Here is a 14,242-nt window from a genome sequence, read left to right as displayed (position 1 = left end):
TTATTTAACCGGTTTACCCGTTGTAGATTTATAGTATTTCTGCGCTTCTGGCAAGTCCTTTTGGATCTGAGCGATCCTGGTATTATCTGCAGGGTGCGTGCTCATCCACTCAGGCGGTTTGGAACCATTGCTGGCAGAAGCCATACGCTGCCAGAAAGAAACGGCAGTTGCAGGATCATAACCCGCCATTGACATGAAGATCAATCCAAGATGATCAGCTTCAAGCTCTTGTTTTCTGGAGTTTGGTAAAAGTACACCAGCTTGTGCACCGATGCCATAAACCTGGTTGATCACGGTCTGTGTTGTCGCAGATTGGTTTCCCGCAGCAGCGCCGATCAAACTTCCAACACCTTCCGCAACTGCAGCCTTAGAAGCTCTTTCCGAAGAATGCTGTGCAATAGCATGGGCAATTTCATGACCCATCACCGTCGCTAAACCTGCATCATCCTTCGTTACAGGCAGGATGCCGGTATATACGGCAACTTTACCGCCAGGCATACACCAGGCATTCACCTCATCACTCTTGATCAGGTTAAATTCCCAATTAAAGCCTTTGATCTGCTCTGCATAGCCATTCGCATTCATGTATTTGGTTACTGCATTGGCAATCTGCTGGCCGATTCTTTTTACCCTTGTGGCATCTGCATTATTCAGAACCGTTGTTTTAGGATCCTTAAGCAGTGAATTATAACTTTGAGCAGCGGCAGATTGCATCTCCGTTTCACTCACAAAACTCAAGCGATTTCTGCCGGTCAAGGGCACTGTAGAACACGCATTCGCGAACAGCAGCACTGCAAGAGCAAGGCCTGATAGTTTCATTTTTTTCATTAATGTTTGATTTAGTTGTTTTTGCTTTTGAACAAATACACTTTGGATTCTTTGCCTTTTAACAGTCGTTCGAGGTTCTTCTGGTGCGTGATCAGGATGAGCACGCAGACGCACATACCATAAAGGACCTCCGATTTAACGGAGGAGTGAAATACGAACACAATGCTGAGCGGGAAGGTAAATCCAGCACAGATTGAACCAAGTGAAACGTATTTTGTAACCAATAAAACAACGGTAAAGACCAGAACGCAAAGCATAGCTGCCGGGAAGTTAACTGCCAAAATCATTCCAAAAAGCGTAGCAACGCCTTTACCACCCCTAAAGCCAGCAAAGATTGGAAACAAGTGGCCCATCACCGCGGTAACGCCGAGCGCCAGTTCATAGTTGATAAATTGCGAAGAATTATGCGGCCCAGTTACGGAAAGTCCTATAAAATACGCCAGTTTGGTTGCCGTGTAGCCCTTTGCAATGTCAATGATCATTACAGCAAGGCCGGCCTTTTTACCAAGCACACGAAAAACATTTGTTGCACCGGCGTTTCCACTACCGTACTCCCGAACATCGATACCATAAAAGGCACCGCCGAGCCATACCGCAGTTGGGATGGACCCAAACAGATAGGCCAGGATCACAGCAGAAATAGAATATATCGATAACATTCTTAAAACGCCTTTAAGCTCATGTCTAAACTTTTCACGGAATGCGTTAATGCGCCCATAGAAATATAGTCTACACCGGTTGCTGCATATGCCGGAATCTCCGACTCCACAATGCCACCCGACGCTTCTGTTTTGTATTGCCCGCCAATTCTTTCCACTGCCTTTTTAAGTGCATCAGGTTTAAAGTTATCCAGCATAATCCGGTTAACCGATCCGGTTGCCAGCACTTCTTCCAGTTCATCGAAGTTGCGAACTTCAATCTCGATCTCCAGCTGCTTCTGCTTTTGTTTCAGGTAATCATTTGCCGCATGGATCGCATTTGCGATGCCCCCGGCATAATCTACATGATTGTCCTTAATCAGGATCATATCATAGAGTCCAATACGATGGTTCACACCGCCACCGATCTTAACCGCAAGCTTTTCTAAGTATCGCAAACCAGGGGTGGTTTTACGGGTATCGAGCACCTTGGTATGGTAAGGCTCCAGTACCTTCACGATGCGGTTTGTTTTCGTCGCAATGCCGCTCATGCGCTGCATACAATTTAATACCAATCGTTCGGCCAGTAAGATAGAATGGGTGTTACCTTCAACCGTAAAGGCGATATCACCGAATTTTACTTCAGCGCCGTCTTTCAGGAAAACATTGATCTGTAAAGATGGATCGATATGGTTAAAAATCGCCAAGGCAAGCTCCAGCCCTGCAAGGATACCCTCTTCTTTTATAATGAGTTTCGCTTTGCCAACCGCATCAGCGGGAATGGTAGAAAGCGATGTATGATCACCGTCGCCAAGATCTTCGGCGATGGCATTTTTGATGAATAGCTCTATAATCTGTTTGTCCAAAACATTAATATTTACCCAAAAATAGCATTTTTAGCGTAATACAGCTAAGTTTTGTCACCCTCTATTCTCAACTCGGTGATTAGAAATTCCCCCGATGTCTTTTTGAAAGTAACCGTAACTCTGTATTTAATCGTTTTAGTAAGTACAGACAAAATACCGATCTGATAGTTTGGATTTGTATTGATCAAATGAATGACTGTAGAATTTACAGGCATGTTTTTATTGAAGAAGTCTCTTAAAATTTGCTCGGCTTGCGCCTTAGAATAAGTATCTGTTTCCTCGGCAATATTTAACTCGATAGAAGCATTGAAATGCTTTGCAATTTCTTTGGAATTTCCGGTACGGAAATGGCCTGAAACTTCACCAACAAGGTTACTCTGGAATTGTAAGGGTATAAACAATCCAGTAATAACGAAAAGAATTGGAAGAAGTGACCTGATCATGTTTAATTTTCGCTAATATAAGCTTTACCCCACAAATTATGCCATCTGGCCTTCACAAAATGGATTTCTATCGTTCAACAGAACTCAATTGCTTTATATTTGTTGAACAAGACCAGAACTTTCTTACAAAATAAAAAGAAACAAATGAATAATAAAAAAGTAATGCTCCTGATTCTTGATGGCTGGGGTTACGGTAAACAAGATGAATCTGATGCTGCCTATGCGGCAAATACACCTTTCTTTGATTCGCTGTTAAAGACCTACCCCAATTCAAAGCTTGAAGCTTCAGGTGAAGCAGTGGGTTTACCCGCAGGACAGATGGGCAATTCTGAAGTTGGACACATGAACCTTGGTGCCGGAAGAGTGGTTTACCAGGAACTTGGACGTATCAACAAGGCCATTTCTGACCGTACTTTATTTTCAAATGAAACCTTGGTGGATGCTTTTAACTATGCAAAAGCAAATCATAAAGCCGTGCATTTCATCGGATTGGTATCTGATGGTGGTGTTCACGCCCACATCAACCACCTTAAAGCACTCTGTGATGCCGCAAAGGAAAGTGAAGTAAACGATGTTTTTGTACATGCCTTTCTGGATGGCCGTGACACGGATCCAAAGTCGGGGCTGGGCTTTATTAAAGATCTTAACGCGCATCTAGCAAATTCCACAGGGAAACTTGCCAGCCTAATTGGCCGCTACTATGCAATGGACCGCGATTCGAGATGGGAACGGGTGAAATTAGCGTATGACCTGCTTACTAAAGGTACCGGCCTTGCTACACAGGATCCTGAAAGTATTATCGAGAAGTCTTACGAAAATGGCGTTACTGATGAGTTCATCAATCCGATTGTGGTAACCAACAATGACGGTTCGCCGGTGGCAACCATCAAAGAAGGTGATGTCGTGATCTGCTTCAACTATAGAACCGACCGCGGAAGGGAAATTACCTCTGCTTTAAGCCAGACAGACTACCCATTATTTGAGATGCACAAGTTGCCGCTTCATTATGTAACCATGACGGCATATGATGAAAGTTTCTCGAATGTGAACGTGATCTTCACCAAAGATGATTTAACTGAAACCCTTGGTGAGGTACTCGCCAAGCACCATAAAAACCAGATTCGCATTGCGGAAACGGAAAAGTATCCACATGTAACCTTTTTCTTTTCAGGCGGCCGTGAGCAGGTGTTTGAGAATGAAAAGCGCATCATGATCCCATCGCCGAAGGTTGCCACCTACGACCTGCAACCCGAAATGAGCGCGCAAGGCATCACAGATGCAATTACGGAAGAACTCGAAAAAGGCTGGGCAGACTTCATCTGTCTAAACTTTGCCAATCCAGACATGGTAGGCCATACCGGTGTATTTGATGCCGTAGTGAAAGCTGTTGAAACAGCTGATCGTTGTGCTGAAACTGTTGTAAAGAAAGGTATTGAAAACGGCTACTCTTTCATCCTGCTTGCTGACCATGGAAACAGCGAGTATATGCTGAACGATGATGGTTCGGTAAATACCGCACACACCACTAACCTGGTACCATGTATACTGATCGACAATGATTTCAAATCGATCAAAGATGGTAAACTGGGCGATGTTGCACCGACGATCTTAAAAATTATGGGCATCGAACCGCCTGCAATCATGACCGGAAACGTATTGGTGTAATGAGGAAGTACGCCTTGCTTTTTGCCGTTTTTTTATTGTCCTGCGGAACACCCGAGCAGGAACAGCGTAGCACAAAGCTCGAATACTTTGATCTAAAAGGCTATTTCGGCAAAGAAGCGGCTTCCTTAAGCCGTCGTGCAAACACGGTTGACAAGACCGTGATTGTCAATGACAGTGCCGAACGAAAGCAGGTAAAGATCAGCAATTGGGACAAGGAACTTTCCGCATTTGTAGATGCAGACATCAATAAAGCGGCATGGAAAGGCGCATTCAACACCAGAACGAACGAGGCTGGTTTACTGTACACTTCCACAAATGAGAAAGTGCCTGTTAAGCGCCTGCAGATTTTCAAAAAGAACGAAGCCATAACAGGCATCGTGATTGTTCTGGAAAACAGCAACTACTTATATCGTTCATCAGATACGCTGCGTTACTATCCCGACAGCCTATACGAGATCAAGAAGTCACAGCAAATTAAGCTGATGTCTCCCAAACGATACCAGATTACAGGAAGATTATAAAACCAGGGCCGCGTTTATGACGTGGCTCTTTTTATTTTACGCCGGCGCGAGGTTGTATAGTTTAAGCCGGGATAAGAAATCGAAAGTGTATAGCAAATTTTGATTTAACAGCTGAACACGTATAGCTATATTAGGACAAGACAAGGATAGGACAGCTTCGGATCAAACGCACACCTGACCCACATCAAACGCACATCACACGCACATCAACCGCACAGGAGATGTGCGTGTAATGTGCATTTGGTCTATATTTAATCTGGTGTTGGTATGTGTTTGTACCAACACAAAAAAGGCCACCCGTAAAAGGCAGCCTCAAGGTAAAATGGGAAAGGTCTTTTATTTCAAGCTTGCAATTTGTGCTTTAACGTATTTTGTCAGATCGATGATGTCCTTACGTTGCGGCTGCAACACCAGAATTTTCTGGAAATCGGAGATCGCGTTGTTGAACAAAGTGTTGCAGGCAGCCTTATCCGCTGATTTCTTAATCTTAAAGGATTTAAAAATCGCATAGTCTTTATAGGCGATGCCGCGGTTTTGCAGTAATTGCACATCTTCTTCACCGTTAAGTTCAAGCGCTTTGCTGAAATCTTTGATCGCAGACAAGTAGAAATTATCGCGCATGGTGTTCAGCGATTCCTTCGGATCGTTAGCAATATTCAACCTACCTTTGCCTCGGTAATAATATGCAGAATTATCTGTAGGCTTCAATGCGATAAGTTTGCTGTAAGCCGTAATGGATTTCTCATATTCTTTGCACTGGAAGTAAGCGTAGCCGAGTAATCTTGAAACATTCGGATTATCAGGACTTTTAGCTTCAGCCTTTTCAAGGTGCGTGATTGCTCCTTTGAAATCATTCTTCATCATCAGCTGCATTCCGAGGTTATAGTAACCTCCACCCTGACCAAAACTATTAACAGCTGCACTAAGAAATAAGATGATTAAGGTCTGTTTAAGATATTTCATTAATTATAAATAAAGATAAGTTGGAACGCTAAGCAAGGAATTGTTCCCCGTTGGTAGCAATATTACACTTAACGCTTAATATTTCAAAATATGTTAATTTTGGAATATTTTTTAGAATTCGGACTTTTTAACAGACTATCGCTTTTATTCTTCTTTGGCATAAGAGTTGAATTTAATGTTCTCACTACGAAATCTAATATTATCAAACGACACACTGTCATACTGTCGTTTTTAAAAGAGCCTAATTTAATGAGTATAAAAGATCAATTTGATTTTAGTAATGCACTTCCAATAATAAATGAGGATACCGAATTTTTTCCTTTAATGTCCCAGCAGGACGAGGATGATATGAACGGTGAAGATACCCCTGAAGTATTGTCCATTTTACCATTGCGGAATACAGTTCTTTTTCCGGGAGTCGTGATACCAATAACTGTTGGGCGGGATAAATCAATCAGGTTAATTAAGGAAGCATATAAAGGTGATCGGATTATTGGCGTTGTCTCTCAAAAAGACGTTTCTATTGAAGATCCAACTTTCGAGCAGCTTAACAGCGTAGGTACTGTTGCCCACATCATCAAGCTTTTGCAGATGCCCGATGGTAACACGACCGTGATCATTCAGGGTAAACAACGTTTTAACCTGGAAGAACTGGTACAATCCGAGCCCTACATCAAAGTTAAAGTTACCAAGTTTGCCGAAGCCAAATACAAAAAGGATAAGGAATTTAAAGCCTTGATCGCCTCCATCCGGGAGATGTCGGCCCAGATCATACAGCTTTCTCCCAATATCCCGAGTGAAGCAGGATTGGCACTGAAGAACATCGAAAGTACATCGTTTCTGATCAACTTTATTTCTTCAAACATGAATGCCGAAATGGCCGACAAGCAGAAAATGCTGGAGATGGCCAATTTGCGCGACCGTGCGGAAAAGGTGATGGAGCTGCTGACCCTTGAGCTTCAGATGCTGGAACTTAAAAACCAGATCCAGTCTAAGGTTCGTACCGATCTGGATAAGCAACAAAGGGACTATTTTCTGAACCAGCAACTTAAAACCATTCAGGAAGAATTGGGTGGCAACTCCACCGATATGGAGTACAATGCGCTTGAAGCCCGCGGAAACAAGAAAAAATGGACTGCCGCAGTAAAAGAACATTTTAACAAAGAGCTTGAAAAGCTTGGGCGGATGAACCCTGCAGCGCCAGACTACTCGATCCAGATGAACTATCTGGAGTTGTTGCTGGACCTGCCATGGAATGAATTTACAAAAGACAATTTCGACTTAAAACGTGCGCAGCGTGTGCTGGATAAAGATCATTTTGGTCTGGAGAAAGTTAAACAGCGCATTATAGAATATCTTGCCGTATTGAAGCTGAAGCGCAATATGAAAGCGCCGATCATCTGTCTGGTAGGCCCTCCGGGCGTTGGTAAAACTTCGCTCGGTAAATCTATTGCAAAGGCGCTGAACCGCAAGTATGTGAGAATTGCCCTCGGCGGTGTTAGAGATGAGGCCGAAATTCGCGGTCACCGGAAAACTTATATCGGTGCAATGCCGGGCCGAATCATTCAGTCCTTGAAAAAGGCCGCGGCAGCAAACCCGGTGTTTGTATTGGATGAGATTGATAAAGTTGGTTCCGATCATCGTGGTGACCCATCTTCTGCTTTGCTGGAGGTGCTGGATCCGGAGCAGAACAATGCTTTCAATGATCATTATGTGGAGGCGGATTATGACCTCTCTAACGTGCTTTTTATCGCTACCGCAAATTCCCTTAACACCATACAACCTGCGCTATTAGACCGTATGGAGATTATTGAGGTTAATGGATATACGATCGAAGAAAAAGTGGAAATTGCCCGTAAATACCTTTTACCTAAACAAAAAGAACAACATGGTATTAAGAGCAAGGATATTGTGCTTAAACCAGGATTGATCGAAAAGGTGATTGAAGATTATACCCGGGAATCTGGTGTACGCTCCTTAGAGAAAAAAATCGGATCCCTTGTTCGTGGCGTTGCGACGAAAATCGCCATGGAAGAAAGCTACGAACCGACCTTGACCAGTGAAGACGTGGAACGCATTTTAGGTGCTCCGGTATTTGATAAGGATCTTTATGAAGGCAACGAAGTTGCCGGTGTGGTAACAGGTTTAGCATGGACCTCGGTTGGCGGCGACATTCTCTTTATAGAAGCAAGCTTGAGTCCTGGTAAAGGAAAATTGACCTTAACCGGAAATCTTGGTGATGTAATGAAGGAATCGGCAGTGATTGCACTGGCTTACCTCCGCTCCCATGCGGAACAGTTTGGCATTGACTACGAGCTTTTTGACCACTTTGATGTGCATGTACATGTGCCGGCAGGTGCTACGCCGAAGGACGGACCATCAGCGGGTATTACCATGCTGACCGCCTTAACTTCCGCATTTACGCAGAGAAAGGTTAAACCTAATCTGGCGATGACCGGTGAGATTACGCTTCGAGGTAAAGTGCTTCCCGTTGGTGGTATCAAGGAAAAGATCCTTGCTGCTAAACGTGCGAACATCAAGGAAATTATCCTATGTAAATCGAACAAGAAAGACATCCTGGAAATTAAAGAAAGTTACATCAAAGACCTTACTTTCCACTATGTGACGGAGATGCGCGAGGTGATTGATTTAGCTTTGACCGCTGAGAAAGTGAAAAACGCACAGGATCTTACGGTGAAAAACAAAAAACAAGACTAATATCAGCATACAAAAAACTAAATTAACCCGGATTTCATCCGGGTTTTTCATTTTATGGCTAAAAGCAAGTTTCTGGCATTCACAATTGGTGTTTTCCTTTTAGGATTTCAAGCGAGTGCCCAACAGTACAAACACGAAGTTGGTTTCCAAAGCGACAATGATTCTTATTTGGCGCAGGGGTCTGACAGATACTATACCAATGGTTTATTCTTAAATTATCGCTTTGCAACGGATGAGCGGAAATTGAAGCCAGGCTTGCAAAAGAAGATTATCGAGTTGTCTGCCGGGCAGATGATTTTTAATCCACGTTCAGGCTTTCGCCCAGACCCTGCCACTCAGGATCGTCCCTTTGCAGGATACCTTTTCCTTGGTGGCGCAATGAGCTGGTTCCGCAGCGATGAGCAGATGTTGAAAGCGGCAGTACAGATCGGTACCACCGGACCGAATTCACTGGCACAAGATGGACAGGAATTACTGCACCGTACCATAGGCTTTTACGAACCGGAGGGCTGGGATTACCAGATCAAAAATGAGGCTGCGGTAAATACATCGGTACAGTATGTACGACTGTTACAAAGGGCAGAAAATACAAAGACAGATTTTAGTTTTGAAGGCTATGCAAATGCAGGCACAACCTTTAGCGGCGCTGGTGCAGCGGTGCTTTTCAGGGCAGGGAATATGGAACAGCTGTTTAACTCCGCCAGCTATGACGCAAGGGTGGGTACTGCAGGTTCAACGGTTAGTGGACAAAGGCATGAGCTTTTCTTCTATACTAAACCGCAGCTTAATTTTGTAGCGTATGATGCTACCGTACAAGGCAGCATGTTTTCGAACAATAGTCCGGTTACCTATGGCGTTAAACCTGTTGTCTTTGCGCAACAGCTTGGCGTCAACTATAGTACCGGCAGACTCAGCCTGGATTTCAACGTGATCTTTAAAACCAAGGAGATCAAGAGTTCTGCTTCTGCGCACCAATTCGGAAGCATCACGGCCAATTACCGGTTTAATTAACCAGGAATATCGAGGTTGTAGAACCGCTCGGCTGCCTTAAAACAAGCGCGGCCGTTTACGCATTTCCTTTTTAAGTGCCGTCGATTGTTTATTTTCCAATCTTTTGCGAATAACCGCTTTCGGCACTTTGGTCGGCTTTCTCGGCTTCTCAACTTTAAGTGCGTTTGTGATCAGCGCCTGAAGTTTTTCAATTGCGGTTTCCTTGTTTGCCAACTGACTTCTATCCTCCTGTGCAATGACATGCAGGTTCCCTCCGGTGTCAAGGCGGTGCGCCAAACGGGTCATCAATAGTGTTTTCTCCTCCTCCGACAGGAAAGCTGCTGCAGGGATATTCAGGATAACCTCCACCTTGCTAGACACCTTATTTACATGTTGCCCGCCTTTACCCCCACTTCTGGAAGTCTTAAAAGTAACGTGCTCTAAAAGTTGCTGTCTCTCAGGAATCATGAAGGTAAAATTAAGTTTTATTGAACAATTTAGACTGGAAATTGGGCAAAAGCTTAACTTTGCAGCAATGAGAAAGAATCTGGTAGTAGCGATTGATGGATATTCGTCCTGCGGTAAAAGTACATTGGCAAAAGCATTAGCAAAGAAACTCGGACTGATCTATGTAGACAGTGGGGCGATGTACCGGGCGGTTACCCTTTATTTTCTCAGAAACAACATTGACGTAAATGACCCGGCAGCGGTTACGGAAGCGTTGAAACACATCGAACTGAATTTCCACTCCCGTGATTACGAGTCCCACATTTCTTTAAATGGCGAAGAGGTGTCTGAGGAAATCCGTCTGATGCCAGTATCTGAACGGGTGAGTGAAGTTTCTGCAAACAAAAGTGTACGTGTGGAGATGGTGAAGCAGCAGCAACGCATGGGTAAATCAAAGAACATTGTTATGGATGGTCGCGATATCGGTACCGCAGTGTTTGTTGATGCGCAGGTAAAGTTGTTTATGACTGCAGATCCAAAGATTCGCGCGGAAAGACGTTTCAATGAGCTTAGAGCAAAAGGAAATACTGATTTGACGCTGGAAGATGTTTTTGAAAACCTTGCACACCGCGATTATGCAGACACTACACGTAAGGAAAGTCCGCTGGTTAGAGCTGAAGATGCAATCATATTAGACAATACCGAACTCTCTGAACAGGAGCAACTGGAATTTGCGATCAGCAAGGTGCAACCTTTTCTGGTAGAACATTAAAAAGCGACAAATTTCCTGGTATTTTCGTACATATTCCACATCGGGTGTTAATTGTTAATAAGTTCTAAATCAAGAACTTTATTATATTTTCTTTCATTAAAAATAAATATTTCTATCTTTGTAGTCCCTCACGGGAAAAAGGAGATTAAATTTTTAATGGCAAAAAAACAAGTAGCAGAAAAAGAACTAGAGGCTAAAAAAGCCGAATTCCAAGGCGCAGACGCTCGTCTGTCCGAGAAAGAAAACATTGAATCAGAAGCTGATACAGTGTCGATCGAAGCGATCAAATCATCATTAGCGACACCAGATCAGGATTTTGACTGGGATGCAGACGACAAAGCATTCGGTAATTACACAGAAGAAGACCGTCAAAAGTTTGAAAGCATGTATACCGATACTTTTAATCAAATCAATCAAGGTGAGATTATCAGTGGGATTGTTGTATCTATCAACAACAAGGACGTTGTATTAAACGTAGGATTTAAATCTGACGGTTTAGTATCAAGTTCTGAATTCCGTGATATGCCGGATTTAAAAATTGGCGATACAGTTGACGTTTTCGTGGAAGCCCCTGAAGATGCGAACGGCCAGTTAATTTTATCTCGTAAAAGAGCTAAAACTCAACGTTCATGGGAATCTATTAATGAAGCGCTTGAAAACGACAGAATCATCAACGGGTTTGTTAAAAGCCGTACTAAAGGTGGTCTTATCGTTGACATCATGGGTGTTGAAGCCTTCTTACCAGGATCTCAAATTGACATCAAACCTATCCGTGATTACGATATCTACGTAGGTAAGACAATGGAATTCAAAGTTGTTAAAATCAACCACGAATTTAAAAACGTTGTAGTTTCGCACAAAATCCTGATTGAGGACGATTTAGAAAGTCAAAAAGTTGAAATCGTTTCTAAACTTGAAAAAGGTCAGGTATTGGAAGGAACTGTTAAAAACATTACTGACTTCGGTGTATTCATCGACTTAGGTGGTGTAGACGGTTTACTACACATTACTGATATTTCATGGGGCCGCATAGAGCATCCAAAAGAAGTATTAAGTTTAGACGAGAAGATCAATGTTGTTGTTCTTGACTTTGATGACGAGAAAAAACGTATTGCTTTAGGTCTTAAACAATTGACTCCACACCCTTGGGAAAGCCTTGACGCTAACTTAACTGTTGGTTCAAAAGTTAAAGGTAAAATCGTTACTGTTGCAGATTACGGTGCTTTCTTAGAGATCATTCCAGGTGTTGAAGGATTGATTCACGTGTCAGAAATGTCATGGTCTCAAAACCTACGCAGCCCTCAGGAATTCTTGAAAGTTGGTGACGAAATCGAGGCTGAAGTACTTACTTTAGACCGCGACGAGCGTAAAATGAGCTTAGGTATCAAACAATTAACTCAAGATCCTTGGCAAAATGTGGCTGAAAGATATCCAATCGGCAGCAAACACACAGCAGTAGTTAAAAACATGACTAACTTCGGTGTATTCGTTGAAATTGAAGAAGGTATCGACGGTTTAATTCACATCTCTGATCTTTCATGGTCTAAAAAAGTTAACCATCCTAACGAATTCACTAAGGTTGGTGATACCTTAGATGTAGTTGTTCTTGAACTAGACGTAGAAAGCCGTAAATTAAGCTTAGGTCACAAACAATTAGAAGAAAACCCTTGGGATACTTTCGAAACCATCTTTACCCTTGATTCAGTTCACCAGGGTACAGTTGTGAAAGTAACTGATAAAGGTGCTGTTATTGCTTTACCTTATGGTGTTGAAGGTTTCGTACCTACAAAACATATGGCTAAAGAAGACGGTACTACCATCAAAGCTGAAGAAACCAATGATTTCAAAATCATCGAGTTTAACAAAGATGCTAAACGTATCGTTGTATCTCACGCCCGTATCTGGGAAGAGGCTAAAGCTGAAGCAGTTGCTGAAGAAAGAGCTACCAAGAAAAAAGAAGCTAAAGCTTCTAATACAGCAGTAAAGAAAGTTAAAGATTCTGTTGAGAAATCAACTCTAGGAGATTTAGATGTTCTTGCTCAATTGAAACAACAAATGGAAGGTGAAGAGAACAAAAACAAACAATAAGTTCTCCTAATCTCTACATAGAAAAAGCTATCCAATCGGATAGCTTTTTTTTTGCTATAACGGTTTGTTTTTGAGAAGTACAGCTGCCTCCATTAAGAAATAGCTGGTCGACCGGACAGCCTGTTGGAGCGTACATCAGAACACTAAATGAGGTTCCAATTGCCTTGAATTGAAAAAAGCTATCTGGTTAGATAGCCTTTCTTTAATCCGATATTGAAAGGTGTGAAGGTTTAGCGATTAGGGAGCTTAGATGACAATTAGCAAAGTAGTACCATCATTAATAGAAATAGTAGCTCTGTAGTCCTTTAAACTTCTCGTAGTTGCCGCTGTTCCTGAAAAAAGATTGGTAACCTATGCTCGCCTCTGTGGTGCCGCTGGTATTGGTATAGTTAAGCCTGGACGTTGTTGCGTCATGACTGATTCCCAGGCGAAACTTCTCTCCGGATCTGCGGTTTCCTAAATCTACAATAAACGACAACACAATCGCGTCTGGTCCACCCTGCCCCGCCGTTCTGTACCAAAGTCCGGTATTGAGGTTACGATATTTAATTTGCGCTCCAAAGGTGGCTGAAGATAACTTCTGCTGCTTGTGATAAATTATAGATGGAATTAGAAATGCACCGTCGTAATTGGTATAACCCGCATTGTAAACGAGCGGGATCATGTAACTGGCATTTACTGACATACGTACCGGCAATTTTGCTTCTGCGCCACTAAATGACTCGTTAGGTTGATTGATGTGGAAAAATGAAGCACCTACCATCATGGATTTGTAGACGATGTTGGTTCCACCTGCTGCATCAAAAAAGAACTTGTTCGAGACATCAGGAAGTTCCGCCGCGGAAACACTACCTGGGATATAACCCAGCCGCATATCAATCTGATCGGCAAAGACAAGCTTGTTCCAGGTAATGGATCTGTTTGTAAAACCAGCCTGGATGCCGAAGGATGCGATGAAGTCATCTCCGCCTACGCTGTAGGAATAGGTGGCGGCAACGTTGTTTTTTACCAGGTAGGCAGTACCTTCACTACTGCGATTAAATAGCAGGCCTATCCCACCGCCAAAGTCAGGTATGTTAAGGTCGGCTGAAGCAGTCATGTAATTCAGGTTTTGTGACATGCCTGTAAACTGATTCCTGTAAATGAGGTTAAGCCTAAGGTCTCCTTCGAACTGGCCTGTGAGGGCAGGATTCAGGTAAATTGGGGCATTGAAAAACTGGGAGTATATATGATCTTGCGCCTGGCTCTCCAGCGAAAGAAAACTTAGACAAGCCATTAAGATCCGGCTGAAATTATTCTTCAT

Annotated in this window: 13 protein-coding genes; 6 read left to right on the top strand and 7 right to left on the bottom strand. The window is 43.0% G+C overall.

Features of this window, described 5'->3' with window-relative positions; translation table 11 throughout:
- The 4 genes from ACTHQF_RS10725 to ACTHQF_RS10710 are packed head-to-tail and all read right to left on the bottom strand — an operon-like array spanning position 1 to position 2,775.
- Positions 1 to 828, bottom strand: coding sequence for a M48 family metallopeptidase (locus tag ACTHQF_RS10725; RefSeq protein WP_440430213.1), 828 nt, complete (start codon positions 826 to 828; stop codon positions 1 to 3).
- An 11-nt stretch (positions 829 to 839) separates the two neighbouring features.
- Positions 840 to 1,487, bottom strand: coding sequence for a glycerol-3-phosphate 1-O-acyltransferase PlsY (plsY, locus tag ACTHQF_RS10720; RefSeq protein ID WP_440430212.1), 648 nt, complete (start codon positions 1,485 to 1,487; stop codon positions 840 to 842).
- A gap of 2 nt (positions 1,488 to 1,489) precedes the next feature.
- Positions 1,490 to 2,332 (bottom strand): carboxylating nicotinate-nucleotide diphosphorylase, encoded by an 843-nt coding sequence (nadC, locus tag ACTHQF_RS10715; protein WP_440430211.1) that lies wholly within the window; start codon positions 2,330 to 2,332, stop codon positions 1,490 to 1,492.
- 44 nt (positions 2,333 to 2,376) lie between these two features.
- Positions 2,377 to 2,775, bottom strand: a complete 399-nt coding sequence (locus ACTHQF_RS10710) for a DUF4783 domain-containing protein (protein ID WP_440430210.1) — start codon at positions 2,773 to 2,775, stop codon at positions 2,377 to 2,379.
- A 144-nt stretch (positions 2,776 to 2,919) separates the two neighbouring features.
- Between ACTHQF_RS10710 and gpmI the strand changes: the two genes are divergently transcribed.
- Together gpmI and ACTHQF_RS10700 are read left to right on the top strand one after the other, a co-directional pair.
- Positions 2,920 to 4,440 carry a 2,3-bisphosphoglycerate-independent phosphoglycerate mutase gene (gene gpmI, locus ACTHQF_RS10705; protein ID WP_440430209.1) on the top strand — a complete coding sequence of 507 codons (1,521 nt, stop codon included), beginning with the start codon at positions 2,920 to 2,922 and terminating at the stop codon, positions 4,438 to 4,440.
- A complete protein-coding gene (locus ACTHQF_RS10700) occupies positions 4,440 to 4,961 on the top strand; it encodes a hypothetical protein (protein WP_440430208.1) in 522 nt (173 codons plus the stop codon). Before gpmI ends, ACTHQF_RS10700 begins: the two co-directional genes overlap by 1 nt.
- A 336-nt stretch (positions 4,962 to 5,297) precedes the next feature.
- Here the strand turns inward: ACTHQF_RS10700 and ACTHQF_RS10695 are convergent, their stop codons facing one another.
- On the bottom strand, positions 5,298 to 5,924 hold the full coding sequence (locus tag ACTHQF_RS10695) for a tetratricopeptide repeat protein (protein ID WP_440430207.1): 627 nt from the start codon (positions 5,922 to 5,924) through the stop codon (positions 5,298 to 5,300).
- 249 nt (positions 5,925 to 6,173) lie between these two features.
- Here ACTHQF_RS10695 and lon point away from each other — a divergent pair, with 249 nt between their 5' ends.
- Positions 6,174 to 8,642, top strand: coding sequence for an endopeptidase La (gene lon, locus ACTHQF_RS10690; protein ID WP_440430206.1), 2,469 nt, complete (start codon positions 6,174 to 6,176; stop codon positions 8,640 to 8,642).
- A 54-nt stretch (positions 8,643 to 8,696) separates the two neighbouring features.
- Positions 8,697 to 9,653: a lipid A deacylase LpxR family protein gene (locus tag ACTHQF_RS10685; RefSeq protein ID WP_440430205.1), complete on the top strand. Its 957-nt coding sequence runs from the start codon at positions 8,697 to 8,699 to the stop codon at positions 9,651 to 9,653.
- Between the two features lie 36 nt (positions 9,654 to 9,689).
- On the opposite strand, the gene arfB is transcribed toward ACTHQF_RS10685, so the two are convergent.
- Positions 9,690 to 10,100: an alternative ribosome rescue aminoacyl-tRNA hydrolase ArfB gene (gene arfB, locus ACTHQF_RS10680; protein ID WP_440430204.1), complete on the bottom strand. Its 411-nt coding sequence runs from the start codon at positions 10,098 to 10,100 to the stop codon at positions 9,690 to 9,692.
- Positions 10,101 to 10,167: 67 nt separating this feature from the next.
- Between arfB and cmk the strand changes: the two genes are divergently transcribed.
- Positions 10,168 to 10,851 (top strand): (d)CMP kinase, encoded by a 684-nt coding sequence (cmk, locus tag ACTHQF_RS10675; RefSeq protein ID WP_440430203.1) that lies wholly within the window; start codon positions 10,168 to 10,170, stop codon positions 10,849 to 10,851.
- 156 nt (positions 10,852 to 11,007) lie between these two features.
- Positions 11,008 to 12,939 carry a 30S ribosomal protein S1 gene (gene rpsA, locus ACTHQF_RS10670; RefSeq protein ID WP_440430202.1) on the top strand — a complete coding sequence of 644 codons (1,932 nt, stop codon included), beginning with the start codon at positions 11,008 to 11,010 and terminating at the stop codon, positions 12,937 to 12,939.
- A gap of 277 nt (positions 12,940 to 13,216) precedes the next feature.
- Here rpsA and ACTHQF_RS10665 read toward each other — a convergent pair whose 3' ends face one another.
- A complete protein-coding gene (locus ACTHQF_RS10665) occupies positions 13,217 to 14,242 on the bottom strand; it encodes a PorP/SprF family type IX secretion system membrane protein (protein ID WP_440430201.1) in 1,026 nt (341 codons plus the stop codon).

The organism is Pedobacter sp. SAFR-022, assembly GCF_051965375.1.
In the GTDB taxonomy this organism is placed as follows: domain Bacteria; phylum Bacteroidota; class Bacteroidia; order Sphingobacteriales; family Sphingobacteriaceae; genus Pedobacter.
The sequence above is the reverse complement of the archived record's forward strand: the minus strand, read 5'-3'. Positions and strand labels throughout refer to the sequence as shown.

Bases quoted from the DNA above. Each gene is read 5' to 3' on its own strand.
- ACTHQF_RS10700 (WP_440430208.1), top strand. From the start codon at position 4,440: ATGAGGAAGTACGCCTTGCTTTTTGCCGTTTTTTTATTGTCCTGCGGA.
- lon (WP_440430206.1), top strand. From the start codon at position 6,174: ATGAGTATAAAAGATCAATTTGATTTTAGTAATGCACTTCCAATAATA.
- plsY (WP_440430212.1), bottom strand. From the start codon at position 1,487: ATGTTATCGATATATTCTATTTCTGCTGTGATCCTGGCCTATCTGTTT.
- ACTHQF_RS10695 (WP_440430207.1), bottom strand. From the start codon at position 5,924: ATGAAATATCTTAAACAGACCTTAATCATCTTATTTCTTAGTGCAGCT.
- rpsA (WP_440430202.1), top strand. From the start codon at position 11,008: ATGGCAAAAAAACAAGTAGCAGAAAAAGAACTAGAGGCTAAAAAAGCC.
- ACTHQF_RS10710 (WP_440430210.1), bottom strand. From the start codon at position 2,775: ATGATCAGGTCACTTCTTCCAATTCTTTTCGTTATTACTGGATTGTTT.
- cmk (WP_440430203.1), top strand. From the start codon at position 10,168: ATGAGAAAGAATCTGGTAGTAGCGATTGATGGATATTCGTCCTGCGGT.
- ACTHQF_RS10685 (WP_440430205.1), top strand. From the start codon at position 8,697: ATGGCTAAAAGCAAGTTTCTGGCATTCACAATTGGTGTTTTCCTTTTA.
- arfB (WP_440430204.1), bottom strand. From the start codon at position 10,100: ATGATTCCTGAGAGACAGCAACTTTTAGAGCACGTTACTTTTAAGACT.
- ACTHQF_RS10725 (WP_440430213.1), bottom strand. From the start codon at position 828: ATGAAAAAAATGAAACTATCAGGCCTTGCTCTTGCAGTGCTGCTGTTC.
- gpmI (WP_440430209.1), top strand. From the start codon at position 2,920: ATGAATAATAAAAAAGTAATGCTCCTGATTCTTGATGGCTGGGGTTAC.
- ACTHQF_RS10665 (WP_440430201.1), bottom strand. From the start codon at position 14,242: ATGAAGAATAATTTCAGCCGGATCTTAATGGCTTGTCTAAGTTTTCTT.